22 protein-coding genes, 2 pseudogenes and 2 riboswitches are annotated in these 25,790 nt (G+C 72.2%); of the genes and pseudogenes, 14 read left to right on the top strand and 10 right to left on the bottom strand.

Translation table 11 applies throughout. From position 1 onward, the window contains the following. Positions 1 to 28: 28 nt before the first annotated feature. The 3 genes from JL106_RS21535 to JL106_RS05340 all read left to right on the top strand — a co-directional run bounded on the left by JL106_RS21535 (position 29) and on the right by JL106_RS05340 (position 3,467). A complete protein-coding gene (locus JL106_RS21535; protein WP_328841410.1) occupies positions 29 to 946 on the top strand; it encodes an ABC transporter permease in 918 nt (305 codons plus the stop codon). Continuing rightward, positions 943 to 2,622: a dipeptide ABC transporter ATP-binding protein gene (locus JL106_RS05335; RefSeq protein ID WP_236006855.1), complete on the top strand. Its 1,680-nt coding sequence runs from the start codon at positions 943 to 945 to the stop codon at positions 2,620 to 2,622. The genes JL106_RS21535 and JL106_RS05335 overlap by 4 nt, the downstream gene beginning before the upstream one ends. A 155-nt stretch (positions 2,623 to 2,777) precedes the next feature. Continuing rightward, the gene (locus JL106_RS05340; protein ID WP_205259661.1) at positions 2,778 to 3,467 is read left to right on the top strand and encodes a GntR family transcriptional regulator; all 690 of its coding nucleotides are present in this window, start codon (positions 2,778 to 2,780) and stop codon (positions 3,465 to 3,467) included. A gap of 1 nt (position 3,468) precedes the next feature. Here the strand turns inward: JL106_RS05340 and JL106_RS05345 are convergent, their stop codons facing one another. The 6 genes from JL106_RS05345 to JL106_RS05370 all read right to left on the bottom strand — a co-directional run bounded on the left by JL106_RS05345 (position 3,469) and on the right by JL106_RS05370 (position 10,851). Beyond that, positions 3,469 to 4,026 (bottom strand): OsmC family protein, encoded by a 558-nt coding sequence (locus JL106_RS05345; RefSeq protein ID WP_205259662.1) that lies wholly within the window; start codon positions 4,024 to 4,026, stop codon positions 3,469 to 3,471. Between the two features lie 57 nt (positions 4,027 to 4,083). Further along, positions 4,084 to 5,412 carry an NtaA/DmoA family FMN-dependent monooxygenase gene (locus JL106_RS05350; RefSeq protein WP_205259663.1) on the bottom strand — a complete coding sequence of 443 codons (1,329 nt, stop codon included), beginning with the start codon at positions 5,410 to 5,412 and terminating at the stop codon, positions 4,084 to 4,086. Between the two features lie 9 nt (positions 5,413 to 5,421). Beyond that, a complete protein-coding gene (locus tag JL106_RS05355; RefSeq protein ID WP_205259664.1) occupies positions 5,422 to 6,519 on the bottom strand; it encodes an LLM class flavin-dependent oxidoreductase in 1,098 nt (365 codons plus the stop codon). 339 nt (positions 6,520 to 6,858) lie between these two features. Further along, positions 6,859 to 8,349, bottom strand: a complete 1,491-nt coding sequence (locus JL106_RS05360) for an MFS transporter (protein ID WP_205259665.1) — start codon at positions 8,347 to 8,349, stop codon at positions 6,859 to 6,861. Between the two features lie 56 nt (positions 8,350 to 8,405). Beyond that, on the bottom strand, positions 8,406 to 9,761 hold the full coding sequence (locus JL106_RS05365; protein ID WP_205259666.1) for an NtaA/DmoA family FMN-dependent monooxygenase: 1,356 nt from the start codon (positions 9,759 to 9,761) through the stop codon (positions 8,406 to 8,408). Further along, entirely contained in the window at positions 9,751 to 10,851 is a 1,101-nt protein-coding gene (locus JL106_RS05370; protein WP_205259667.1) for an LLM class flavin-dependent oxidoreductase, read from the bottom strand. Before JL106_RS05370 ends, JL106_RS05365 begins: the two co-directional genes overlap by 11 nt. A gap of 109 nt (positions 10,852 to 10,960) precedes the next feature. Here JL106_RS05370 and JL106_RS05375 point away from each other — a divergent pair, with 109 nt between their 5' ends. After that, on the top strand, positions 10,961 to 11,623 hold the full coding sequence (locus JL106_RS05375) for a nitroreductase family protein (RefSeq protein WP_205259668.1): 663 nt from the start codon (positions 10,961 to 10,963) through the stop codon (positions 11,621 to 11,623). Positions 11,624 to 11,669: 46 nt separating this feature from the next. Here JL106_RS05375 and JL106_RS05380 read toward each other — a convergent pair whose 3' ends face one another. Beyond that, positions 11,670 to 12,368: a GNAT family N-acetyltransferase gene (locus JL106_RS05380; protein WP_205259669.1), complete on the bottom strand. Its 699-nt coding sequence runs from the start codon at positions 12,366 to 12,368 to the stop codon at positions 11,670 to 11,672. Positions 12,369 to 12,531: 163 nt separating this feature from the next. Further along, a riboswitch (SAM riboswitch) is annotated at positions 12,532 to 12,644 on the bottom strand. 147 nt (positions 12,645 to 12,791) lie between these two features. Further along, positions 12,792 to 12,902, top strand: a riboswitch (SAM riboswitch). A gap of 279 nt (positions 12,903 to 13,181) precedes the next feature. Between JL106_RS05380 and JL106_RS22425 the strand changes: the two genes are divergently transcribed. The 9 genes from JL106_RS22425 (at position 13,182) to JL106_RS05420 (ending at position 22,666) form a co-directional block, all read left to right on the top strand. After that, positions 13,182 to 13,247, top strand: a complete 66-nt coding sequence (locus tag JL106_RS22425; protein ID WP_407940103.1) for a putative leader peptide — start codon at positions 13,182 to 13,184, stop codon at positions 13,245 to 13,247. A 107-nt stretch (positions 13,248 to 13,354) separates the two neighbouring features. Beyond that, complete coding sequence (locus tag JL106_RS05385; protein ID WP_205259670.1) at positions 13,355 to 13,639, top strand: hypothetical protein; 285 nt, start codon at positions 13,355 to 13,357, stop codon at positions 13,637 to 13,639. A gap of 40 nt (positions 13,640 to 13,679) precedes the next feature. Then, positions 13,680 to 15,062, top strand: coding sequence for a M20/M25/M40 family metallo-hydrolase (locus tag JL106_RS05390; RefSeq protein WP_205259671.1), 1,383 nt, complete (start codon positions 13,680 to 13,682; stop codon positions 15,060 to 15,062). A gap of 194 nt (positions 15,063 to 15,256) precedes the next feature. Continuing rightward, positions 15,257 to 16,894: an ABC transporter substrate-binding protein gene (locus tag JL106_RS05395; protein WP_205259672.1), complete on the top strand. Its 1,638-nt coding sequence runs from the start codon at positions 15,257 to 15,259 to the stop codon at positions 16,892 to 16,894. A 5-nt stretch (positions 16,895 to 16,899) separates the two neighbouring features. Further along, complete coding sequence (locus tag JL106_RS05400) at positions 16,900 to 18,252, top strand: LLM class flavin-dependent oxidoreductase (protein ID WP_205259673.1); 1,353 nt, start codon at positions 16,900 to 16,902, stop codon at positions 18,250 to 18,252. Then, positions 18,249 to 19,280: an ABC transporter permease gene (locus JL106_RS05405; RefSeq protein WP_328841419.1), complete on the top strand. Its 1,032-nt coding sequence runs from the start codon at positions 18,249 to 18,251 to the stop codon at positions 19,278 to 19,280. The genes JL106_RS05400 and JL106_RS05405 overlap by 4 nt, the downstream gene beginning before the upstream one ends. Then, the gene (locus tag JL106_RS20745) at positions 19,277 to 20,173 is read left to right on the top strand and encodes an ABC transporter permease (protein ID WP_328841421.1); all 897 of its coding nucleotides are present in this window, start codon (positions 19,277 to 19,279) and stop codon (positions 20,171 to 20,173) included. The genes JL106_RS05405 and JL106_RS20745 overlap by 4 nt, the downstream gene beginning before the upstream one ends. Then, positions 20,170 to 21,834, top strand: coding sequence for a dipeptide ABC transporter ATP-binding protein (locus tag JL106_RS05415; protein WP_205259674.1), 1,665 nt, complete (start codon positions 20,170 to 20,172; stop codon positions 21,832 to 21,834). The genes JL106_RS20745 and JL106_RS05415 overlap by 4 nt, the downstream gene beginning before the upstream one ends. A 19-nt stretch (positions 21,835 to 21,853) precedes the next feature. Next, positions 21,854 to 22,666 carry an HpcH/HpaI aldolase family protein gene (locus tag JL106_RS05420; RefSeq protein WP_205259675.1) on the top strand — a complete coding sequence of 271 codons (813 nt, stop codon included), beginning with the start codon at positions 21,854 to 21,856 and terminating at the stop codon, positions 22,664 to 22,666. 213 nt (positions 22,667 to 22,879) lie between these two features. On the opposite strand, the pseudogene JL106_RS05425 reads toward JL106_RS05420, so the two are convergent. Next, a pseudogene (locus JL106_RS05425) lies at positions 22,880 to 23,565 on the bottom strand (transposase); the annotation flags it as partial. A 150-nt stretch (positions 23,566 to 23,715) separates the two neighbouring features. Beyond that, entirely contained in the window at positions 23,716 to 24,087 is a 372-nt protein-coding gene (locus tag JL106_RS05430) for a DoxX family protein (protein WP_205259677.1), read from the bottom strand. A gap of 75 nt (positions 24,088 to 24,162) precedes the next feature. On the opposite strand from JL106_RS05430, the gene JL106_RS05435 reads away from it, so the two are divergent. Further along, entirely contained in the window at positions 24,163 to 24,666 is a 504-nt protein-coding gene (locus tag JL106_RS05435; RefSeq protein WP_236006859.1) for a MarR family winged helix-turn-helix transcriptional regulator, read from the top strand. Positions 24,667 to 25,683: 1,017 nt separating this feature from the next. Here JL106_RS05435 and JL106_RS22430 read toward each other — a convergent pair. After that, positions 25,684 to 25,790, bottom strand: a pseudogene (locus tag JL106_RS22430) (AAA family ATPase); the annotation flags it as partial.

Consider the following 25,790-nt stretch of genomic DNA (forward strand, 5'->3'; position numbering starts at 1 on the left):
CCCATCCGCTGACTTCGGAAGGAACCACGTGACTCTCGCGGAGATCGCCGGTGCCACCACGGCACCGGCCGACGCACCGGCGGCGTCCGCCCCGGCGGCCCCGCCGGCGACCACCGGCCGCCGCCGCAGCCGGTGGCGGTGGTTCGCCCGCCGCCCCGGGTTGCTGCTGTCCATCGGGGTCCTGCTGCTCGTCGTGCTGTGGGCTGTCCGGCCCGGCTGGTTCACCGCCGCAGACCCGCTCGTCGGGGTGCCGCGGGAGAAGCTGAGTCCGCCCAGCGCCGAACACTGGTTCGGCACCGACAGCATCGGCCGGGACCTGTTCGCCCGGGTCGTGCACGGCGCCCAGTACTCGCTGCGCGCGGTAGCCATCGCGCTGGTCCTGGCGCTGGTCGTGGGCGCGCTCCTGGGCCTGATCTCCGGCTACCTCGGCGGCGTGGTCGACAACGTGATCATGCGCGTGGTGGACGTGCTGCTGGCCCTGCCCGGGCTGCTCATCTCCCTCATCCTCATCACCGCGCTCGGGTTCGGCACGCTCAACGTGGCGATCGCGGTCGGGGTGAGCGCCGTCGCGGCGTTCGCCCGGGTCATGCGCTCGGAGGTGCTCCGGGTGCGCAACGCCGCCTACGTGGAGGCCGCGGTCAAGGGCGGGGTCCGCTGGTGGTCGGTGATGGGCCGGCATGTGTTGCCGAACTCCTACGGATCGATCATGGCCCTCGGTGCCCTGGAGTTCGGCAGCGCGATCCTGTCCATCGCCGCGTTGAGCTTCCTCGGCTTCGGCGCCGCTCCGCCCGCGCCCGAGTGGGGCGCGCTGGTCGCCGACGGCCGCAACTACCTGGCCACCGCCTGGTGGGTCACCACCCTGCCCGGCCTCGTCGTCATCGTGGTCGTCATCGCCGCCAACCGCATCGGCCGCGCACTGGACGGCGAATGGCGGCAGGCCCGATGACCGGTCCCGGTGAACCGTTGCTGCACGTCCAGTCGCTGCACATCGACTACGCCTCCGGCGGGCGGCTGCACCCGGCCGTCCGGGGCGTCGACTTCACCGTCGGGGCCGGCGAGGTCGTCGCCGTGGTCGGCGAGTCGGGCTCCGGCAAGTCGACCACCGCACACGCCGTGCTCGGCCTGCTGCCCCCTGAGGGACTGATCACCGCCGGGGCGATCCGGTTCCGCGGCCAGGACATCGCCCGGCTCTCCGAACGCCGGTTCCGGTCGCTCCGCGGCGCCGAGATCAGCCTGGTGCCGCAGGACCCGACCGTCTCGCTCAACCCGGTCACCCGGATCGGCGACCAGATCGCCGAGGGGCTGAGGATCCACGAGAAGCTGCCCCGGCGGGCCGCCCGGCTGGCCGCGGCCGACCTGCTGGACGCCGTCGGCATCGACCGGCCGCTGGTGCGCAGTCAGCAGTACCCGCATGAACTCTCGGGTGGAATGCGCCAGCGCGTACTCATCGCCATCGCGCTCGCCTGCGACCCGGCCCTCATCGTGGCGGACGAGCCCACGTCCGGTCTGGACGTGACCGTGCAGCGCACGGTGCTGGACAAGCTGCAGCAGCTCACCCACGACCGCGGCACGTCCGTGCTGCTGATCACCCACGATCTCGGGGTGGCGGTGGACCGGGCGGACCGGATCGTGGTGATGCAGGCAGGCGAGGTGGTGGAGACCGGTCCGGCCACCGAGGTGACCCGGCAGCCCCGGCACGAGTACACCCAGCGCCTGGTCGCGGCCGCGCCGTCCCTGCACAGCGACCGGCTGACCGCCACCGCCGGGATCGTCGCGACGGCGTCCGCGTCGCCGCCCGGCGCCCGACCCGCCGACCCGATCGAGCGCCGCGCCGACGAGTTCGTCCGGGTCACCGACGTCCGTCGGCAGTTCCGCGTCGTGCTGCCCGACTCCGGCCGGGTGGACCTGGTCGCCGTCGACGGCGTCAGCTTCTCCATCGCCCGGGGCAGCACCTTCGCACTGGTCGGCGAGTCGGGCTCCGGCAAGTCCACCACCGCCCGTCTGGTGGGCGGGCTGGACTCCCCCACCAGCGGATCAATCACCATCGACGGCGCCGACCTCGAGCAGCTCTCACGAGGCGCCAGGCGGGCACTGCGGTCTCGGGTGCAGTTCGTGCACCAGAACCCGTACGCGTCCTTGGACCCGCGCTTCTCGCTGTACGACATCATCGAGGAGCCGTTGCGCGCCTTCGGGGTGGGATCGGGTCGCGATCGGCAGGCGCGGGTCACCGAGCTGCTCGAGCACATCGCCCTGCCCGCGTCGTACCTGCGCCGCCGGCCCGGCGAGCTGTCCGGCGGTCAGCGGCAGCGGACCGCCATCGCCCGGGCGCTGGTGCTGCGCCCGGAGCTGGTCATCCTGGACGAACCGGTGTCCGCGCTGGATGTGTCGGTCCAGGCCCAGATCTTGCAGTTGCTCACCGACCTGCAGGTCGAGCTGGGACTGACCTACCTGTTCATCTCGCACGACCTGGCGGTGGTGCGGCAGATCTCCGACCGCGTCGGCGTCATGCAGCAGGGCCGGCTGGTGGAGCAGGCGACGACCGCTGAGCTCTTCGCCGCCCCGGCCGACGACTACACCCGGCGGCTGCTCGACGCGATCCCGGGCAGCCGGGCACGCGGCTGACGACGGCGATCCTGCCGTCGGTCGGGACCCGGGTGCCCGGTGGTGCCCGGGTCCGGCGCTTCCGGCCCCGCTAGATTGGGTGGCCGCGCCCCGGTTCGCCGCGCGGTCGGCCGCGCGCAGCGACGGGTTGGGTGATCGGGAGGAGCCGGGTGGACGTGAGCCTTCACCCCGGTCCGGACGAGTTGGCCCCGGACGAGGCCCGCCCCGACGACAACGTCCGGGACCTCACCCAGATCCAGCTGGAGCGACTGCGGGACGAGATCCTGGAGGGACTGCACCCGCCGGGCACCGTCCTGCTGGAGACGGTGCTGAGCAAGCGCTACGGCGTGTCCCGGACCCCGGTGCGCGAGGCGCTCGGCCGACTGCAGAACGAGGGTTGGCTGGAACGCTCCACCCGCGGCTTCGTGGTGCGGCGGCGCGATCCCGAGGAGATCCTCGAGATCTATGGGGTACGCATCCTGCTCGAGGCGGCCAGTGCCGAGCAGGCGGCGACGAACCGCACCGAGTTCGACCTGCAGCGCCTGGACTTCCTCACCGAGGAGCGGTTCCGGGTCGAGACGGTCGACGCCGCACGCGATGTGAACATGCGGTGGCACCGGGCCCTGCGTCGGGCCGCCCACAACGAGACGCTCGCCAGGTTGCTGACCGACCTGGACGCCCTGCTGCGCATCTACCACGGCAAGCGGCGGCCGGACGATGCACCGGATCCGGCAGTGTCGGACCACGGTGCCATCGTCCAGGCCGTCCGCGAGCGGGACGGTGATCTGGCTCGGGTCCTGATGAGCGCCCACCTCCGGCGGGCCCGGGACGAACGCGTCCAGGCCATGCTGCCGGACCAGGAATGACTCAGACCGCGACGTCGACCGTCTCCCGGGCGGCCGCGTGGTTGATGACGGTGCCGGTCACCTGCTGGGGCTCGCGCAGCAGGTTGAAGATCGGGCAGTTGCGCTCGACCGCCTCGTGCAGGTCACGGAGCTCCTCCTCGGACGCCGGCGACTCCAGGTGCACGGTGTAGTGCAGCTGGTGGGGGTAGATCGGCACGTCCTCCAGGCCGGCCTGGCCGGCCTGCGGGTGCATGGTGCCGGTGACCTCCACCCGCAGCGAGTCCAGCGGCACCTGCCGATCGGCCGCCTGGATGAGATAGATGTGGGTCAGGCAGCTGCTGAGCACGCCGAGCTGGAGTTCGGGCGAGGACGGGCCGAGGTCGTACCCGGCAAAGTCCGGTCCGCTGTCCATGATGATCTGGAAGTCGCGGATGCGGATCCGCCGGACACCGCTGCGTCCCTCGGCGGTCGTCTCGGCCCGGAGCTGATGCGGTCCGCGGCCCTCGCCGCGCTCCGCCGCCGCGCGGCGCGTCAGGATTGCGTCGCGCTTCTGGGCCAGGTACTCGTTCAGGGTGGTCATGGAACTCCCGTCTCCGTGGTCGTTCTGGAAGGACGCGAGCCGGTATCGGCCCGCGGGTCATGCGCCCTGGGCGACCGGCATGCGCAGCTCGGGCACCGGCACGTCGAGGTGCTCGCGCAAGGTGGTGCCCGTGTAGTCCCGCCGGTGGACCCCGCGCTCCTGCAGGATCGGCACCACCCGGTCGACGAACTCGGCCAGACCGGATGGGATCACCGCGGGCGTGATGATGAACCCGTCGCAGGCCTCCGTCTCGACCCAGTGCTGGATGTGGTCGGCGACCTGGACCGGTGTTCCGACGATCGCCGACAGTCCGCGCACCCGGGCCATGAGCTGCCGGATGGACAGCCGGTCGTGCTCGGCGATGGCCCGCCACCGCGCCACCACCGCCCGCGGGTCCTGGTCCTCCTGGGTCCGCACCCGCGCCGGCATGACTTCCCAGTCCGGGTCGACGTCGGGCAGCGGGCCGTCGGGATCGTACGCGGACAGGTCACGACCCCACTGCTGCTCGAGCAGGTACATGGCGACCGGGCCGGAGACGGCCAGGTCCTCGAGATGGGCAGCCCGCTCCCGCGCCTCGTCGGAAGTGTCCCCCAGGACGAACGACGCCCCGGGCAGGATGCGCAGGTCGTCCCCGGCCCGGCCGTAGCGGGGCAGGCGGGACTTGACGTCCCGGAAGAAGGCCCGGGCCCCGTCGAGGTCGCGGCTCGGGGTGAAGACAACATCGGCGAGCTGCGCGGCGAACTCGCGCCCGTCGTCCGAGTCGCCGGCCTGGACGATGACCGGATGTCCCTGCGGGCTCGACGGCACGCTGAACGGGCCGTCGACGGTGACGAACTCGCCCCGGTAGTCGATCGGGACCGAGGGTCCCGGCCCGGTGGGCCCGTCCGGGCGGGAGGTCCACAACCGCCGGGAGGCGTCGATGACCTCCGTGGCGCGACGGTAGCGGTCCGCGTAGTCCAGGTACCGGCCCCGGCTGAAGTTGTCGCCGGCCCCGACGGACGTGACCACGTTCCAGCCGGCCCGGCCGCCGCTGAGCACGTCGAGCGAGCCGAACTGCCGGGCCAGCTGGTACGGGTCATTGAAGGTCGAGTTGATGGTGGCCACCAGCCCGATGTGCTCGGTGACCGCCGCCAGGGCCGGCAGCACGGTGAGACTGTCCGGCCGGCCCGCGATGCTGTGCTCGACGATCGCCCCGCGGTGCTCGCGCACCCCGAGACCCTCAGCCAGGAAGAAGAAGTCGAACCGGCCCCGCTCAGCGGTGCGGATGAACTCGACGAACGAGTCGAACTCGATCTGGCTTCCCGAATCCGGGTGACGCCAGACGGTGTGGTGGTTGACGCCGGGGAAGTATGCAGCCAGGTGAACCTGGCGCGATCTGTGGGTCATGAGCACTCCTCAGGAGGCGGCGACGAGCGAGTTGGCCGGGCGGGTCAGCCCGAGCCGGTCCCGCAGGGCGGCGCCGGCGGGCGGGACCGGTAGGTGCAGCGCCGGGAGGACGGCGTCCGTCCAGACCTGCAGTCCGCCGGTGACGGTCGGGGGCAGGACGAGGAAGCCGTCGACGGCAGCGATGGTTACCGCGGTCCGGACCTCATCGACGATGTCGGCGACGGGACCGGTGACCGTCAGCGCGCCGGTGATCGGCCCGGCGATCTCGTCCAGGCGACGGCGCAGCCGCTCCCCGGCCTCGGTCCGCGAGTCGCCGAAAGCGGCTAGCCGCCCGAGTATCCGGGTCGACGATCGCCGGCCGGCCGCCTCGAGCGCCGCCGCCACCTCGGCCCGTCGCTCGCGCAGCTCGTCGATGTCCTCGGCGTGCACGACGGCGACGTCGGCGTGCCGGACGGCCAGCGCGGTCGAGGCGTCGTCGACGACGTCGATGACGGTGACCGGATGACCCTGCGGCGGACGCGGGGTCGTCGACGGGCCGCGGACCGCGAAGTGCCGGCCCCGGAAGTCGACCCGGTGCAGCTTGCCGGCGTCCAGGTAGCGGGCGGCGTCGACGTCGCGGATGACGGCGTCGTCCTCCCAGCTGTCCCACAGCCGCCGGGTGATCTCCAGGTGCTCGTCCGCCCAGGCCAGTCGCTCCTCGACCGACGCCACCTCGGGCCGCCCGGCGTACCGGGCCTCGGCCGGGTCGACGGTCGGCCGCGGGTTCCAGCCGGCCCGACCACCGCTGATGAAGTCGAGTGTGGCAACGGCTTTCGAGACGTGGTACGGCTCGGTGAGGGGAGCCGACACCTCGGGGACGATGCCGATCGAGGTGGTGACCGGGGCGAGCCGGGCCGCCAGAGTGACCGCGTCGTACCGCAGGTCGTCCCCTCCGTGCCGTGGCGCCAACCGGTCGGCGAAGACGGCGAACGCGAATCCGGCCCGGGCCGCGGTGCGCACGGATTCGGTCAACCGGGTCGGGTCGAGGGTCGACGTCCGGGGCACGACCTCGTCGTGCCAGGCGGCCGGGTGACTTCCGGGCCCGTCGACGGAGACAGCGAACAGCATGGTGTCACTTCGATTCTCGAAGGTCCCACCGACCGATCGCGGGCGTGCGCGATCGCAGGTGAGACGAGCCTCGTGGGGACGGGGCTCAGCGACAGAGCTGGCTGGACAGTCGTCCGAGGTCGACGTGACGCCGGCGGGCGAGCACCCGGCGACGCACGGTCGGGATCGTCAGCAGGTGTCGCGGGGCGGACGCGCCAAGTCCCGCGGAGCGGGACGCCGGGGCGGTCAGCACGGTCGCGGTTCCTCCGTCGAACGGGATGGGAGCGGCTCCGGGACCGGGGTCGACGCGCAGCTCGGGATCGAGGACGCGATGAGTGTATACACGCGTCGGCACAGATGTCACCTGATCGCGTCGGGCGCGACATCGGCCCCTGGCGAGGGAGACTCGGGGCGCGGTGCGGCCGCCGTCACGACCGCTCCGTCGCCGCGTTCCAGCGACGTACGCTGGCCCCGACCCAGGAGAATCGAGGCCACCAGCGACGCGGCGAGCAGCCCCACGACCAGCGCGGAGGCCACCACGAACCCGTCCGTGCCGAAGGTCGGCCCGCCGGCGCCGCCGAGCAGGATCCCGACCGCACCGGCCACCACTAGGGTGGCCGAGAGTCGTTGGCTCAATTGCAGGAAGCCGGCCGCCAGCCCTGCGGAGTGGGACGGAACGGACTGCAGGGTGAACGTCCGGTTCGGCGCCTCGGACAGCCCGTGCGCCACCCCCATGAGCAGTTCCACCGCCACCACCGTCCACAGGAAGGAGGACGGCGCGAACCACAGCGCGGCCAGCCCGATGACGGCCGCGCCGAGCAGTTGTCCGGCCACACCGACCGACACCACTGCGTGCCCGAACCGCACCGCGAGCCGCCAGCTCACCGCCGAGGTGATCACGAACGTGACCGACCGCGGCAGGGCGACCAGCGCGGCGACGATCGGCGAAAAACCCAGGCCGGAGATCAGGTACAGGCTGAGCACCGTGCCGTGCCCGACCCCGGCGCCGAACCAGAAGGTCGCCACGGTGACGCCACGCACGTAGCCGGGCGCCCGGCCCAGGTCCGGCAGCAGCACCGGCGTCCGCCCGTGGCGGGCGTACCAGCGCTCCCACCCGACGAAGAGCATCAGCGCGACGGCCGCGCCGCCGAGCAGCAGCGGCACCGACGCGCCCGCCCACACCATCGGCAGCAGGAGCAGCACCGTGGCGGCGGCCAGCCCGGTCAGCCCGACCGGGTCGACGCTCACCGCGGCCGCCCCCGCGTCCGCGCGAAGCCGCGGCCGGGGCAACGCCAGCAGGCCCAGCACGAAGGCGACCAGCGCGAACGGCAGGTTAGCCAGCAGGGCCAGCCGCCAGCCGGAGTCGTCGGAGGCGGTCACCAGGGCCGCTCCGCCGATCGGCCCGACCAGCCCGGACAGTCCGGCGGCCACGCCGTACGCCCCCAGCGCCCTGGCCCGTGCGGTGCCGGCGAACAGGTCCTGGATCACCCCGAGCACTTGGGCGCTGAGCATGCCCGCGCCGGCTCCCTGGACGAGCCGCGCGACGATGACCAGCCACGGATCGACGGCCAGGCCACTGACCAGGCTGGTCAGGGAGAACAGGGCGACGCCGGTCAGGAACAGCCGGCGCCGGCCGAACCGGTCGCCCAGTCGACCGGCTGGGACCAGGGCCAGGCCGAAGGTCAGCGAGTAGCCCGACAGGATCCACTGCGTCTGCGCCGTGTCGGCCGCCAACGACCGCTGCAGGGCCGGCGTCACGATGCCCAGCAGACCCTGGTCGACCAGGGTGGCGAAACCCGCGGCCAGGCACGCGGCCAGCGCCGTCCGCCGCTGACGATCGGTCAGGGCCACGGCAGGACTGGTCGGGACGGGCGGCATGACCCGGCGCCACTGAGCGCGCGGCGAGGTCAGCTCGGCACCGCCAGACCCAGTTGTTCCCGCAGGGTGGTCCCCTCGTACGCCGTGCGGTACACGCCGCGGTTCTGCAGTTCGGGCACGAGCCGATCGACCACCTCGTCGAAGCCGCCGGGCATCGCGTTGGGCTGCAGGTTCAGCCCGTCGATGGCGCCGGCTCGGACGTATCGGGTCAGCTCGTCGGCCACGGTCGCCGGCGACCCGACGAACTCGATGCTCGCGTTGAGGTGCCGGACCAGTTGTCGGATCGACCATCCCCGCTGCTCGGCCAGCTCGCGCCACGCGGCGGCGGTGCGCAGCGGCCGGTCGTTGGTGTTGACCACGCCGTGCGTCAACGTCTGGGTCGGGACCACTGGGTCGGTGTGCGGCGGCGGGCCGTCGACATCGTGGTCGGACAGGTCGTGTCCCCACACCGCCTCGATGACCGCGCGGATGCGGCGGTCCGGCCAGGTCCGGTCGCCGAACCACCGCGCTCTGGCCCGGGCCTCGGCGTCGGTGTCGCCCAGAATGATCCGGGTGGCCGGGAAGATGCGCAGGTCGTCGGCCGGGCGACCGGCCCGGACCAGCCGCCGGCGCATGTCGGTGGCGAAGGCCAGGGCCTGGTCGAACTGCAGGTAGCGGGAGAAGATGCCCTGCGCGTGCCGGGCCGCGAACTCACGTCCCTCGTCGGACTCCCCGGCCTGGAACAGCACCGGCCGCACCTGCGGACTCGGTGGCACGGACGGCCGGGCCCGCACGCCGGACAGCGATCCGGTGCCGGCCACCTCGTGCACTGCCCCCGGCCGGATCCAGTGGGGAGCCGAGGCAGCGGTGGCGACGGCGCCCGGCTCCCACGCCGACCACAGCGAGGTCACCAACGCGAGATGTTCCTCGGCACGCCGGTACCGCACCTCGTGGGTGACATCGCCGCCGCGGCGGAAGTTCTCACCGGTCCAGTCGTTGTCGGTCGTGACGACGTTCCAGCCGACCCGTCCGCCGCTGAGCAGGTCGACCGACGCCAGCCGGCGGGCCAGGTCCACCGGATCGGTGTAGGTGGTGTTGAGCGTGGCCACGAAGCCGAGCCGCTCGGTGACGGCGGCGAGGTGGGCGAACAGTACGAGCTGGTCCGGCCGGCCGGTCACTGCCGTGTCGGTAATCCGGCCGAGATGTTCTCGGAGTCGCTGACTGTCGCCCAGGAACAGGGTGCTGAACAGGCCCCGCTCCGCCGCCTGCGCCAGCTGACGCCAGGCGGCGAAGTCGTAGTAGATGTCGTTCCGCTCCGCCTCGGACCACACGTAGGCAGGCCCGAACGGGAAGAACCCGGCCAGGTGCAACTGAGCATCGGGCCGCGCCAGTTCCTCAGACGCCACGGACGGACTCCCTCTCGATCGCCAGGTGCGCATATCGGCTGGCCGGCCGGGGCAGCCCGAACAGGTCTCGCAGCCGGCCCCCGGGCCGCGGCACCCGGACGAGATCGCCGAGCGCCGGGAGCACCGCCGCAGTCAGGACCGGCAGGTCGACGTCGAGCACGGCCGGAATCACGCGCACGCCGTCGACCGACCCGGCCAGCTCGCGCAGCCCGACCGCCACCGGATCGGGGTGGCCGACCAGGCGCACCCGCTCCCCCCGCGGCCACGGGGTGTTCGCGTCCAGGGCGGCCAGCCGGTCGTTCGCGGCACCGCCCCCGGCGTCCAGCACCACCTCGACCTCGGTGACCACCCGCGGCGCGCCGGCGGCCCGGGCCGCTCCCGCCGCCGCCGCAACGGCGGAGACACTCGGTCCCCGCACCACGACCACGTCGGCCAGACCCGGCCGCAGATGCCCGGCATCCGCGAACACCGGCACACCACCCTGGATCGGCCGGGGCATCAGGCCTGGCCCCCGGATGGAGAACTGATCCCCACGGAAGTCGATGTGGTGCACCTTGTCCGCGTCCAGGAACCGGCCACTGATCTCGTCGGCGATGATCGCATCGTCCTCCCACGAGTCCCACAGTCGACGGGCCGCGTCCACCACGTCGGATGCCTCCGCGGCCAGCACTGCCGGGTGCGCCGGCCATGGCTGTCCGGCCGCCCGTGCCCGGTCCGCGGACGCCTCCGTGCCGACCCACCAGCCGGCGCGTCCTCGCGAGCCGTGGTCGAGACTGCTCAGCTGATTGGCGATGTGGAACGGTTCACCGTGCGCGGTGTGCACCTGCGGCACCAGACCGATCGCCGTGGTCGACGCGGACAGCAGCGAGGCCAGCACCACCGGATCCAGCCGGGCCGGCACCGCGCCCCCGGCCCCACTGGGCGTCGCGTCCGCGATGGTCAGGAAGCCGACGCCGGCCTCCTCGAGCTCGCCCACCAGTGTCCCGATCCGGCGAGCCGACAGCAGTGTGTCCGGCGGATGGTCGGCGGCCCGCCAGGCCGCCGGATGCCCACCATCACCCTCGATCTCGATGCCCACGACCAGACTCACCGCAACCCTCCCCAGGACGCAGCGACCCGCGTACAGTGACCGCACTGATCACGCCGGTACGACACCATCCGCGCCGCAACCACTCTCATTTATCAGCCGAAGAGGAGCCATGACGGACACTCCCGACCAGCACCTGCTCGACGCGCTGCGGACCACACCCGCCCGCCGGTACCTGTCCGACCGCCCCATCCCGGACGAGATCCTCTGGGACATCCTGGACACCGCCACCCGCGGCCCGTCCGGGGGCAACCGTCAGTCCTGGGGCTGGGTCGTGGTGACCGACCCGGAGACCAAGCAGACGATCGCGCCCTGGTACCTCGAGGGCTGGGAGCGCGCGTACGGCGTCCGGCGGGAGGAACTCTCGACCGCCACCGCGCCGGTCGACCAGGGTCTGAGCCCGGCGTCGTTCCGGGCGACCGAGCACCTGGCCCGACACCTGGCCGAGGCCCCGGTCTGGGTGTTCCCGGTACTCCGCAACGCAGTCGGATCGACCGATCCCCGCCTGGGCGCGTCGATCTACGGCGCCGTGCAGCAGCTCATCCTCGCCGCCCGTGCGTACGGCATCGGCAGCGCGCTGACGTCGTTCCACGTGGGCCATGAGGACGAGGTGCGAGCTCTGCTGCACCTTCCGGAGGACGCGACCACGATGGCGCTGGTGCCGCTGGGCTACCCGGCGCGCGGTCGCTGGGCCGAGCCGCGGCGGCTGCCGGTCGAGCAGGTCGCGCACTGGGGCCGCTGGGAGGCCCACCGTCGGCGACCCTCCCGAGCCTGACCAGCGGACCGGCGACCGGGAGCGGCGAACGCCGGCCACTCCCGGATCAGCCCACCGGGACATCGGCCGGCACCTCCAAGAAGGTGAACTCGACCCGCCGGGACAGCCGGAAGCCCAGCGATTCGTACAGCCGGATGGCGTTGGCGTTGTCCGCGGACGCATGCAGGAACGGCACCTCGTCGCGTTCCCTGATGCCGGCCGCGACGGCCAGCACCAACCGGGTCCCCAGACCCTGCCCCCGATGGGCGGCATCGGTGCACACCGCGCTGATCTCCGTCCATCCCGGCGGGTGCAGGCGCTCGCCGGCCATGGCGATGAGCACACCGTCCCGCCGGATGCCCAGGTACCGGCCCAGCTCGATGGTCCGGGCGCGGAACGGGCCCGGCTTCGTCCGCTCCACCAGGGCCAGCATCTCGGGCACGTCGGCCTCGGTCAGCAGCACGGCCTCGGGGTCGGCGGCACCGACGATGCGCTCTCCACTGAGTTGCACGCCGGCCCCCCGCTGCACCACCGGCCAATGCTCCGGAGGCGGCCCGACCAGTCCGGTGAGCGGCACGACGGTGCCGGCCCCGGCCAGCGCAGCCAGGTCCGCCCAGTCCTCCCGCCCGGGATCCGGTGGCAGCGCGATGAACGGCGCGACGTCGGTCCGGTAGCGAACCGCTCGGCCCCGCGACTCGGCGAAACGCCGGTGCTCGCCGGTCAGCGACGTCCAGGCAGGATGGGCCAACGGATCCGACAACGTCATGGAGACAACACCTTCCGGCGGGAGCGGTCAGGACAGCCTTGCGGGTCACAGGCGACCCGGTGCACAACGGAGAGGCGTCAGCCGCAACAGGCGGCGCTGCAGACGCGAGCCAGATCGACGTGCAGGCGTCGGAAGGTGATCAGCACCCTGGTTCCCCGCTTCGACGGTGTGCTTGCGCGGACCGATCGCCCGCACCGGGTCGTCACCTGGGGCACCCCGCCACATCGTGAGGGTTGCCGTCCAGCGAGCCAGGGCTTGACGCTGGAACTCATGACCGTGCCGGACGGTAGATCACGGTCCGGAAGCCGGTCAAGCCGTGCCGGACGTCGCACCGGCGTCGAGACGGATCGCGGCGCAGCCGGTGTCGACGTCTGGCCACCGCGTGGTTGACGGGACCGGAATCGTTAGGCTACCTTCCGACCTGGTCATGAGTTCCGGCCCACAGCCCTGGCTGGCCGGACGGCAACCCTCCGGTCCTGGTGGGGTGCCCCAGGTGAGGACCCGGCGGGATCGACGATCCCGCAAGCACGGACGAGGCGGCATCCCGGTGTGGTGCCGCGACCGCGGAGGTGATGGTCGTGCAGATCGGTGCCACGCGTGCGCTGCCCGTCCTGGTCCGCCGCCGCGTCATCGACCTGCACCGGGTCGACAGCAGCATCTGTTCCGGCTGACCGATCCATGCCGTACGGGGCCGTGTCCGCCCCGGCTCACCCGACCTCCGGACCGCGACGACGTTGCTCGCCCTCGCGCCGGTCGGCACCCTCGCTCGCCATACGAGAGGCTTCGAAGCCTGATGTCCATCAACGGTTCTCGATGACGCCTACACCTGTCACACGGCGTCACATCGATCTGCTCCGCACCGCGTCTGCCTGCTGTTGACGTCCCCCGCTCGACGTCCCGTCGAGCCCTGGACCCGACCCTCCGGCCGATCACGGCCGGGCCCGCAGCGCTGACCACCGCGCTGACCCACAGCAGGGAGCCGCACCATGACCGTCCTCGAGCACCGGGCCGGGCTGCCCGGCCTCACCACGCTGTACGACCAGGTGGCCCGCAGTTACACCGATGTCGTCCTGGCGTCCCGCAGCACCCTGGAACGCGACCGCTGGCGGGAGCGCTGGGGCCGCATCGAACGCACCTACCAGCTCGTCCGCGACCGCGGCGAGCTCGACGGCGACTTCGTCCTGATCGACCTGCTCTCGGCCGAACTCGACCGCGTCCGTGCGCATGTGGCGCTCCACCAGGCCGGCGTGCACGGTGTCGGCCCCACCTGACGTTCCCTTCACCCGGCTCCGGCCAGGAACGAGTGCCATCGTGAGTTCCGTGCACGAACCGGCTCCCGTCGCGGCGGGCGCGCCGCCGCTCGCCGGCACCGTGCCGCTGCTGCGCGAGCTGATCCGCAATGCCTGCGTGAACGACGGGCGGCCCGAGTCGGGGCAGGAGCACCGCAGTGTGGCGACCCTGCGCGAGCACTTCGCGGGCAGCGACTTCGAGTACGAGGTCATCGAGCCCGCGCCCGGGCGGACCAGCCTGGTCGGGCGCATCCGCGGCACGGATCCGTCCGCACCGTCGCTGGCACTGGTCGGCCACCTCGACGTGGTGCCCGTCGATGAGTCCGGCTGGCGCCACGACCCGTTCGGCGCGGAGATCGTCGACGGCGAGGTCTGGGGTCGTGGCGCCGTGGACATGCTCAACCTGACCGCCGCCATGGCGGTCGTCACCCGGGCGCTGGCTGCCGGACCCGGCCGGCTGCGAGGGGATCTGGTCTTCGCGGCCGTGGCCGACGAGGAGGCGGGCGGGCGGTTCGGGGCCGGGTGGATCTCCGCCCACCGTCCCGACCTGATCCGGGCCGACTACGCGCTCACCGAGAACGGCGGGGTAGTGCTGGGCGGCGGCGAGCAGCCGGGCATCACCCTCACGGTGGGCGAGAAGGGCGGCGCAGCCCGTCAACTCGAGGTCACGGGGCGTCCGGGACACGGCTCGACGCCGTACGGCGCGCAGAACGCGGCCGTGCTGGCCGCGCGGGTCGTGCAGGCGATCGCCGACGACCCCGGTGAGGCGGTCGTGCTGGACCACTGGCGGGCCGTGGTGGCCGCGCTCGACCTCCCGCCGTCGCTGCGGGCCCGGCTCACCGACCCGGCCACCCTGAACGCCGCCCTGCCGGAACTCGGCGAGCTGGCCGGGTACGCGCACGCGCTGACCCACGCCACCATCGCGCCGACCACCCTGCACAGCGGGGCGAAGCGGAACGTCATCCCGGGGACGGCCGGCGTCGGGCTGGACGTCCGGCTGCTGCCCGGTCAGCGCGGCGCCGACGTCGACGCCCACCTGCGGCGCGTCCTGGAGCCGTGGTCCGACGCCGTCGAGATCGTCGCCGAGAGCGATCGGGCGGCCAGCGTCTCGCCGGCCGACACGCCGCTGGCCGACGCCATCGCCGCCGCCGTCCGGGGCACGTACCCGGGCGCCCGGCTGGTGCCGGTGATGATGCCGGGTGGCACGGACGGCCGGCACCTGCGGGAGCTGGGCAGCGTCGTCTACGGCTTCGGCCTGTTCTCCCGCGACCTCGGACTGGCCGAGTTCCGCCGCCGCTTCCACGGCAACGACGAGCGCATCGACCTGACTTCGGTGGAGCTGACCACGACGGCGCTGTACGACACGGTGGTCGGGCTGCTCGGCGAGCAGGAGCAGGCCAGATGAGTGTGCGACTGGTGCGGCGCCGGGTCGTCGACCACGGGCGCACCGGGTCCGACCTGTGTCCGGGCCAGTGAGCCGAGCGTCCCGTCCGAGTACCACCCCGTCGTCCCGCACCCGTCGGTGCGCGTCTGGCCGCCCCCCTTGGCGGCACCCCGTCTCCGGGCCGCCATCGCGTCCCGCCTCTCGAGGAGTCCCCCGTGCGTTCCCCCTTCCGTCCCCGACTGCTGTCCGTCGCCCTGCCGGCGGCGCTGCTGCTGGCCGCCTGCGGCAGTGACGCGCCGACCACGCCACCGTCCGCGGCCGCCGGAGCTCCGTCGTCCGGGTCGACCGGCGCCGGGCAACCGGTCACCGGCGGCACCCTGCGCTTCGCCCTCGACCGCGACCCCACCTGCCTGGATCCGCAACAGCAGACCCTGACCGCCTCGGTCGTGGTCACCCGCACGCTGGTCGACTCGCTCACCGACCAGGACCGGGAGACCGGCGAGATCGAGCCCTGGCTGGCCAGCTCGTGGGAGATCTCGCCCGATGGCCGGGTCTACACCTTCACCATCCGCGACGGGGTGACCTTCTCGGACGGCACGCCGCTGACCGCGGAGGTGGTCAAGGCCAACTTCGAACGCATCCAGGAGCTCGGGGCGAAGGCCCAGATCGCCAACGGGTACCTGGCCGGCGCCCAGTCGATCGAGGTGGTCGACGGCAACCGGCTGCAGGTGACCTTCGAGCAGCCGAACGCCCCGTTCCTGCAGGCGACCTCGACCCAGAGCCTGGGCATCCTGGCGCCCAGCACGCTGGCCGCCGACCCGGCTGACGTGTGCCTCGGGCAGGACCTCATCGGCTCCGGACCGTTCACCCTGACCGACTACACGCCCGACGAGGCGGTGCGCATCGCGGCGCGGGACGACTACGGATCCGCCTCCGGGCTGCGCGGGCACGAGGGTCGGCCGTACCTGGACGGCGTCGAGTTCACCTTCGTCAGCGAGCCGGGCGTGCGCGCCGGCCTGCTGACCTCCGACCAGGTCGACGCCTACCTCACCGTCTCACCGCAGGACGAGAGCGTCCTCACCGCTGCCGGTCTCGACATCATCTCGCACGTCAACGAGGGTCATCCCTACCACTTCCAGGCCAACACCACGTCCCCGGTGCTGGCTGACCCCGCCGTCCGGCAGGCCATCCAGATCGGTTTCGACCGCAAGGAGATCACCGACACCGTCCTGACGCCCACGCACGGCGTGGCCACCGGCGCGCTGTCCAGCAGCAGTCCCGCGTACCTCGATCTGAGCGAGGCACTGACCCACCGACCCGACGCGGCCCGGCAGCTGCTGGACGACGCCGGCTGGACGGTAGGCGCCGATGGCGTCCGCGAGCGGGACGGCCAGCAGCTGCGTGTCCGGGTGTTCTTCTACCAGGGACACGAGCAGGTCATCCAGCTCGTCCAGCAGCGACTGGCCGAGATCGGCATCGCCCTGGACATCAAGCAGGTGACCACGGCCGAGGGGGCGGACCTGCTGGCCAGCGGCGACTACGACCTGTTCCAGTCCAGCGGCACCCGCGCCGACGGCGACATCCTGCGCCAGGTGTGGTCGCCGAGTCAGCGCAACGTCGCCCAGCTGCCCGCCGACGACGAACTCGGGGTCCTGCTGGACGGCCAGGCCGCCGAGATCGACCCGGACGCCCGGCAGGAGCTGCTCGACCAGGCCCAGCGGCTGCTCATCGAGCAGGGCTACGAGATTCCGCTCTACCAGTACGTCATCGTCGTCGGCGCGGCCCCGGACGTGCACGGCCTCGGGGTGGACACCTCGCCGCGTGACTGGTTCTACGACGCCTGGGTGGCCTGATCGTCATGCACATCAATCTCTTCCTTCGCCCCTTCGGCAACCACCAGGCGGCTTGGCGGTACCCGGGCGCCTCGGTGGCCGAGCAGCTCGACCCGGCCACACTCATCGGCCAGGCCCGGACCGCCGAGCGTGGCCTGTTCGACTCGGTCTTCCTGGCCGACGCCCCCGGGCTCGGGGACAATCCGTGGAACTACCTGCTCGGCCCGCTCGAGCCGCTGACCCTGCTCGGCGCCATCGCGAGCCGGACCGAGCGGATCGGGCTGATCGGCACGGTGTCGACGACGTACTCCGAGCCGTACAACCTGGCCCGGCAGATGGCGTCCCTGGACCACATCAGTCGGGGCCGCGCCGGATGGAATATCGTCACCACCGCGTCGTCCCACCCGGCGCGTAACTTCGGCGCCACCGACCGGCTGCCGCACGCGCAGCGGTACGCCCGCGCCGCCGAGTACGTCGACGTGGTGCTGGCGCTGTGGCACAGCTGGCAGCCGGATGCGATCGTCGGCGACAAGGCGACCGGGGTGCTCGCCGATCCAGAGCGGGTGTCGCCCATCGACCACCGCGGTGAGTTCTTCACTGTGGCGGGGCCCCTGGACATCGCGCGGCCACCGCAGGGTCACCCGGTCCTGGTGCAGGCCGGATCGTCCACCGACGGCCGGTCGTTCGCCGCCCGGTACGCGGAGGCCATCTTCACCGCCCAGGAGACCATCGCCTCCGGCCGGCAGTTCGCCACCGATGTGCGGGCGCAGGCCCGCGCCGCGGGCCGGGACGGGGACGCCGTGCGGATCCTGCCCGGGCTGAGCCCGGTGCTGGCCGACACCGCGGCGCAGGCGCTGGACATCGCCCGCGACCTGCGGTCGCTCAACATCGCGGACAATCCGTTGCGGGTGCTGTCGGAGCTGGTCGGGTTCGACCTGCTGGACTACGCGGTGAACGACCCGTTCCCGGTGGAGCGACTGGTCCCGGTCGAGGAGTTCCAGGGTCACGCCAGCCGGTATGGGCAGATCGTCGAGCTGGTCCGGTCCGGGACCATCACCACCGTCGGTGATCTCGTCGGCTGGCATGAGGGTGGGCGCGGCCACCGGTACTTCGTCGGTACGGCCGCGCAGCTGGCCGACGACCTGATCGCCTGGGTGGAGGCCGGGGCGGCGGACGGCTTCAACCTGATGCCCGCGCTGATCCCCGACTCGCTGGACCGGTTCGTGGACGAGGTCGTGCCGATCCTGCAGGAGCGGGGCCACTTCCGCACCCAGTACAGCGCGACCACCCTGCGGGGCCACTTCACCGAGCCGGTGTTCCGCAGATCGGCTGCACGCGCAGCGGTCCCAGGGCTCTCCGCGGCGGTGAGCGGGCGGTGACCGCGATCGAGACGGCGTTGCTGGCGGGTCCGGACGAGACTGTGGAGGTCTCGCCCCGGGGCCGTCGGACGCTGACCCGCTACCTGCTCGGGCGCATCGGTCAGGGCGTGTTCGTGCTGTGGGCGGCCTTCACGCTGACCTTCGCGTTGCTGTACCTGCTGCCCAGCGACCCCGTCTCGATCATGCTGAACATCGGTGACTCCGGCAGTTTCGCCGACCCCGAGCAGGCCGCAGCGTTGCGCGCCGAGTACGGGTTCGACCGGCCCGTGATCGTGCAGTACTGGCAGCAGCTGACGGGCGTGCTGCAACTCGACCTCGGTGAGAGCATCCGGACCGGCCGGGCGGTGACCGCGGAAGTCCTCGCCGCGCTGCCGCCCACCTTGGTGCTGGCCGGGTCCGCACTGCTCCTGGCCGTGATCCTCGGCGTCGGCGTCGCCTTCCTGGCCGCGTACACCCAGCGGGACGGCCTGCGCCGGGCGCTGCTGATGTTCCCCCCGCTGGGGGTGTCCCTGCCGACCTTCTGGATCGGCCTGATGCTGCTGCAGATCTTCTCCTTCGAGCTGGGCTGGGTGCCCGCCGTCGGGAACGCCGGCCTGTCGACGCTGGTGCTGCCGATGGTCACGCTGGCCATCCCGACCGCCGCGGCCATCGCCCAGGTGCTCGCCCGCAGCCTGTTCTCGGTCAGTCGGCAGCCCTACGTGCAGACAGCCCACGCCAAGGGGCTGCCCCGGACCCGGGTGTACGGGCACCACGTGCTGCGCAACGCGGCCCTGCCGGTGCTGACCGTGCTGGGCACGTCCGTCGGCGGGCTGCTGGCCGGATCGGTGGTCACCGAGACGGTCTTCTCCCGGCCCGGTCTCGGTCGGTTGACCCAGACGTCGGTGGGCGCCCAGGACATCCCGGTGGTGCAGGGCATCGTGCTGTTCTCGGCCGTGGTCTTCGTGGTCGTCAACCTCGTCGTCGACCTGCTCTACCCGGTGCTGGACCCGCGCATCTCCGTGCACGACGGCTCCAGGAGGTCGGTGTGACGAGCACGGTCCCCCGCGAGCGCACCGGCACCGTGAGCCCTGCTCCGGCGACGCCGCCGAGCCGGGCGCAGCGCCGGGTGCGGCCGGCGACCGTCCGGCGTCAGGTCGGGCTGGCGCTCGCCATCCTGGTCGTGCTGGTCGCGGTCGGGTGGGCGCTGCGGCCGGCCTGGTTCACCGGGTACGACCCGATCATCGGCGTCCCGCTGGACAAGCTGCAGGCGCCCAGCTGGAATCACTGGTTCGGCACCGACCACCTCGGACGGGACATCTTCTCCCGCATGGTGCACGGCACCGCGACGTCACTGCGGACCAGCCTGCTGGCCGTCGCCTTCGGCCTGGTCGTGGGCTGCCTGCTCGGCGTCGTCGCCGGGTACGCCGGCGGGTGGGCCTCGGACGCGATCATGCGGGTCGTCGACGTCCTGTTGGCCATCCCCAGCCTGCTCCTGTCGCTGGTCATCGTCACGGTGCTCGGGTACGGCACGCTGGACGTCGCCATCGCCGTGGGCCTCGGCGCGGTGGCCACCTTCGCCCGGCTGGTCCGCGCCGAGGTCGTCCGGGTCCGACGGTCCGCCTACGTCGAGGCCTCCGTCGGCGTCGGCACCCGCTGGCCCGTCGTGCTGATCCGGCACGTGGTGCCCAACTCCTCCGGACCCGTGCTGGCGCTGGCCGCACTGGAGATCGGGGCGGCCATCCTGGCCGTGTCGGCGCTGAGTTTCCTCGGCTACGGATCACCGCTTCCCGCCCCGGAGTGGGGCTCGCTGGTGGCCGAGGGCCGCAACTACCTGGCCAGCGCCTGGTGGCTGACCACGCTGCCCGGGCTGGTCGTCGTCGCCCTGGTGCTGGCCGTGAACCGGATCGGTCGCGCCGTCGGCCGGGAATGGGGAGATCGATGACCGGGACGCTCGAGGCGGCTCCGCCGCCGGCGCTGCAGGTGAGCGGGCTGCACGTCCGGTACCGCGGCGCCGACCGGGACGCGGTGCGCGGCGTCGACCTCACCGTCCGGCCCGGCGAGACCGTGGCGCTGGTCGGTGAATCGGGTTCGGGCAAGACGACCCTGGCCCATGCCGTCATCCGACTGCTCCCTGCCGGCGCACAGATCACCGCGGGCGCGGTGTCGGTGGCCGACGATCCGGTGCTGACGCTGTCGGAGCGACGGATGCGGCACATCCGCGGAGGCCGGATCGGTCTCGTCCCCCAGGACCCGACCGTGTCGCTCAATCCCGTGCACCAGATCGGCCGGCAGCTCGTCGAGGCGGTCCGCGCGCACCGCGCGGTCGACGCGGCGACCGCCCGGGGCATCGCGCTGGAACTGCTCGCCCAGGTCGGCTTCGACCATCCCGAGGTGCGGGCCCGGCAGTACCCGCACCAGCTCTCCGGCGGCATGCGGCAGCGGGTGCTCATCGGGATCGCGTTCGCCGGCCGCCCGGACCTGCTGCTGGCCGACGAGCCGACGTCGGGCCTCGACGTCACCGTGCAGAAGGCGGTCCTCGACCAAATCGACACCCTGGTCCACGAGCGGGGCACCGCCGTGCTGCTGGTCACCCACGACCTCGGCGTCGCCGCCGAACGCGCCCAGCGGATCGTGGTCATGTACGACGGCCAGGTGGTGGAGCAGGGTGACGCGGCCGAGCTGCTGTCCGACCCGCAGCACCCCTACACCCGCCGCCTGCTGGCCGCGGCCCCGTCCCTGCGCCCCGCCCGGTTGTCCCCGTCGACCACCCGACCCCGCCCGGACACCCCCGCGCCCGCACCCGCGGCACCACCGTTCCTGCTGGTGGACAGGGTGTCCCGGTCGTTCCCGGCCACCCTGCCGGACGGCCGCCGATCGATCCTGCACGCGGTGCGGGACGTCTCGTTCACGGTGCCGGCGGGCAGCACGTTCGCCCTGGTCGGCGAGTCCGGGTCGGGCAAGACGACCACGGCCCGGATCGTGGCCATGCACGAGCGGGCCTCGAGCGGGCTGGTCAGAGTCGGCGACACCCCCATCACCGGGCTCACGGGGGGCGGGAAACGGCCGGTACGGCGGGTGGTGCAGATGATCCACCAGAACCCGTTCTCGTCGCTGGATCCCCGGTGGACGGTCCAGCGGATCGTGGCGGAGCCGTTGCGGGCGTGGCGCATCGGCACCCGGGCCGAGCGCACCCGGCAGGTGGTGGAACTGCTCGACCGGGTGGGACTGCCGGCGTCGGTGATCGATCGCCGGCCCGTTGAGCTGTCCGGCGGGCAACGCCAGCGGGTGGCCATCGCCCGCGCGCTGTCGATCCGGCCCCCCCTGCTGGTGCTGGACGAGCCGGTGTCCGCCTTGGACGTCTCCGTGCAGGCTCAGGTCCTGCAACTGCTGGTCGATCTGCAGGCCGAGCTCGGCACCACGTACCTGTTCATCTCGCACGACCTCGCCGTGGTGCGGCAGATCTCCGACGCAGTCGGGGTGATGCGCGCCGGGCGGCTGGTCGAGGCCGGACCGACGGCGGCGGTGCTGCGGGAGCCGCAGCACGCGTACACCCGAGCCCTGATCGACGCCATCCCCCGACCAACCACCGGCGCACCGGCCTGATGACCACGGAGACCGCACGATGACCGCCACCGCCACCGCCACCGCCACCATCCGGGCCGGAGCCGACCACCGCACCCGCATCGAGCGCGCCGTCGCGGCCCGAGGCGTGGCCGTCGGCACCTCAGTCGGACTCGGCATCCCGGAGGGCATCGCCGTCGCCGCGGCCGCCGGCCTGGACTTCGTGCAGATCGACGGCGAGCACACCCACCTGCCGATCGACACGATCAACACCGCCGCGGCGCTCGCGGCCGCCCTTGACATCGCCGTCCTGGTCCGCGTTCCCGAAGTGACGGCAACCGCCGTGACGCACACCCTGGCCACCGGGGTGACCGGCATCATCGCTCCCCGCATTGAAACCCGGTCGCAGGCCGAGGCCCTGGTCAGGCACGCGCACCTCCCGCCGCGGGGCACCCGTGGCGTGGGCGGGCGGCGGCCGCTGCACGAGCCGGCCCACTCCGAGCAGGACGAGCGACACACCCAACTGTGGATCATCATCGAGACCGCCCGAGGAATCGAGCATCTCGCCGAGATCCTGGCCGTCCGGGGCATCTCCGCGGTGCTGCCCGGTCCGTTCGACCTGTCGTACGACCTCGGCGTCCCCGGTCGGGTGGACCACCCGACGGTCCGCGCCGGCGTCGACGAGATCTACCGGGTCTGCGTCGAGCAGGGAGTGCCGGTGATCGGATCGCACACCACCGAACCCGGTGGCGCCCGGACCGCCCACCGCAAGGGTGCTCGCCTGCTCCTCGCACCCGCGGACACCGGCGTGCTGCAGCGGGCCCACGCCGCCAACCGAGCGGAGATCATGGCGGCCGTGACCGACAGTGGCTGACCCATCAGCTCGGCGCAGCCCAACCAGTGATGACCATTCGGGTGCGTCGGACTGCGAACTCCGACCGTTGTCCCGTCAGCAACTCCCGATGCGAGACCGCACGCTTCGGGATCGTGTGCGGTCACGTCCCCGATGCAGCGAGCCTCGCCCCAGCCATCCCGGCGGACGATCACCCTGTCAACGGTTGCTGGGGTCCGGTGTTCGACGACCGTCGGGTCGGGTGTCGATCAGCGCGCTGGGGATGACGGAGTTGATCGTCCGCCGATCGGCGCGTCGCCGGCACTTGCGCAGCGGCCGCCCGGTCGGCAGCCTGGCGGGTGAGTTCCAGTGCCAGTCACCTTTTCCGCCGTCGTCGAGCGCCTGGTAGATCGTCTCGTGGCACACGTGCCAGGCCGGCCGGTCCGGGAACTGCCGACGCAGCCAGGCGGCGATCTGCTGTGGGCTCCACACCAGGCGCAGCTTGTCCTGGACGGCCGCACGCAACTTGGGGTCCTGACCGATCCTGCCGGTTCGCGGCCGCCCGGCCCGTCCCCGAGCCCGGCCGTGCGCGAGCACCGGGTCGGAGCGTTGCTGGTCGTACGGTCGCATGTTGCGGTGGAGCGCCCGAGAGATCGTCGACGGTGCTCGACCGAGCCGACGCGCGATCTCCCGCACGGCCAGCAACCGCTCTCGCAGCACGGCGATCCGCTCCCGCTCCAGCAGCGACAGGCACCGACCGGAGCGGGTCTCATCGGCCACCCGGGCCGGCGGGATCCCGCGACGCTCGGCCCGCCACCGGTACCCGGCCCAAGGCCGATGCCCACCCGGCGGCACGCCTCCACCGTGCCCACGCCGGACAACACCAATGCCCAGTACTCGTCCTCGAAGCTCAACCGCCGCCTGCGATCCCGTCGCGCCATCCACACTTCTTGATTTAGCAGGCGTGACACATACTGGAGCAGGCCGCACCGCAGAGGGTCAGTTTGCAGCGACCGCCGACACCTCTGTCCTGCCCGAGCCTGGTCCGGTCGACGATCACCGTCCGGGCATCCACGCCCTCGGTCCGGGGCTCAGAACGCGTACGGGCCGAACCGAGCCCAGGCCACCAACGCGGCCAACACCAGCAGGACGCCGCTCGGCACCAACGCCGACCACTCGCGACGGGCCACGTGCATCGCGACCGCGCCGGCCATCACCAGCGCGAGCCCCGTCGCAGCGACCGGCACCACCACCGGGGCCACGCCGATCAGAGCGGGCAGGACCACGCCGACCGCGCCTGCCACCTCGAGCACACCGATGGCCGGCGGTGCCCAGCTTGGCGCATCGGCGGCCCATGGTTGCGAGGCGACGTACCGCTCTCGCGGCAGCACCAGCTTGAAGACGCCCGAGAAGGCGAGCGCGGCGGCAAGCACACCGGCGATGATCCAGAGCAGAACATCCATGGGGGAACACACCTCACGTCGATTGACTTCAACAATTAAGTCACCGTACGACGCGATGAGTTCAACGTGCAAGTGATGCTACGGTGTCTCGTGACCACCGCGCCCCGTTGGCTGGACGACGACGAGCTTCGGACCTGGCTCGCCCTCTTCTCAGTACTGGTGAGGCTGCCCGGAGCGCTCGACGCCCAGTTGCAGCGCGACGCCGGGATCAACCTGTTCGAGTATCAGGTGCTGGCCGCGCTGTCCGTTGCGCCCCGACGCCGACTGCGGATGAGTGTGCTCGCCGCGATCTCGGAAGGCTCCCTGCCGCGGCTGTCCCAGGCGGTCAAACGCCTTGAGCATCGCGGTTGGGTGAAGCGTTCACCCGACCCGGACGACGGTCGCTACACGCTCGCGGTGCTCACCGACGCCGGCATGGCGACGGTCGCCGACCGTGCCCCCGGGCACGTGGCCGAGGTACGGCGGCTGGTGTTCGATCCCCTGGCCGACGGCCAGTCGCAGCAGTTGCAGGACATCTGTGGGCGCATCATGCGTACCGTCGACTCCGGTGGCCCGTACCCCGGCGCCCGCCCGTACTGACTGACGTCGTTGTCCGCGGCAGGGTGCGCGCCCTGGCGCAACTCAGCCGGTCGTCCACGTTCCGGCGGGTGGAACCATCAGCACACATCGACAAGTACCAGCAGGCCGACCAGCGTCGCCGCTCTCCGCCTGGGATCATTGGGTGCGCTCCCAAGCTGATCTGGAAGACAAGGACTGCAACAGCAGCCAGTTCGTGCGGTGGACATCACTGCGTGACGTAGCCGCCGTTGACCGGCCCCGGACTGCTGCCTGAGCCGGAGGCTCAGCCCAGGACGAGAAGCTGTTCGCTCAGTCAGTTCGGCCCAGCGCCCGCCGCACTGGCAGGGCGCCTGATGGCATGATCGGTCCACACCTCGCTGATCCAGCGGTGGTGGCGAACGCGTCCAGCTGCAGCGCTGGGTATTGGTCGATGGTCGAGACCCGGGCGTTGCCGAAAGGTCGACAAGTTCATCAACGACTACAGCGCCACCCCACACCCACGCCGTGACGGCCCGCGTCCGCTCAGAGCCGCCTGTCAGTCACCGCCACCTTGGGGCGTAATTGTCGACCGTCCCAGTGGGTTCGGTGGGGCCGTGCCCGAAGCTGCTGAGGTCTGCCACGGCCGGCCAGGACCCACCCTTCCTGTCGACGGGAGCCTGGGTCGGGACGCCGAGTCGGGCAACCTGCATGGCCTGCATTCCGCAGGTGTCCCACCGGCCCTACCGGGCTTGATCGTCGACCAGGACGGCATCCTTGGGTGCTACCTGGATTGCCGTCAGGCCGCTCGGTAGAACTGCTCGTCGGGTCTGGCAGCTCCGACCTCGCACGGCAGGACCATCTCGTCGACCAGACCATCCAACTACCGATGCATGAGCAGTGATTCGGGGGGCTCAGGGCATTCGCTGACCAGGCCGATCCGTCGGTCGTCCGTGCACAGCCTGCGGAGCAGGTCCCTGGCGTCCTCGAAGGAATGGGTGTCAACGGATCGTGAAGATCAACCCTGCTGGGTTCCGGGAAAGTTGACCCCCGGGCGGTTGGTCAGTCCCGGTTCGCCCGGTTCTGTTTGGCCAGCAGTTCGCGGCGTTGGCGGGTGCGGTAGGAGTCGCCGGTGAGGGTGAGGACCTCGGCGTGGTGGACGAGGCGGT

The organism is Nakamurella leprariae (assembly GCF_016918035.1).
Taxonomy (GTDB): domain Bacteria; phylum Actinomycetota; class Actinomycetes; order Mycobacteriales; family Nakamurellaceae; genus Nakamurella; species Nakamurella leprariae.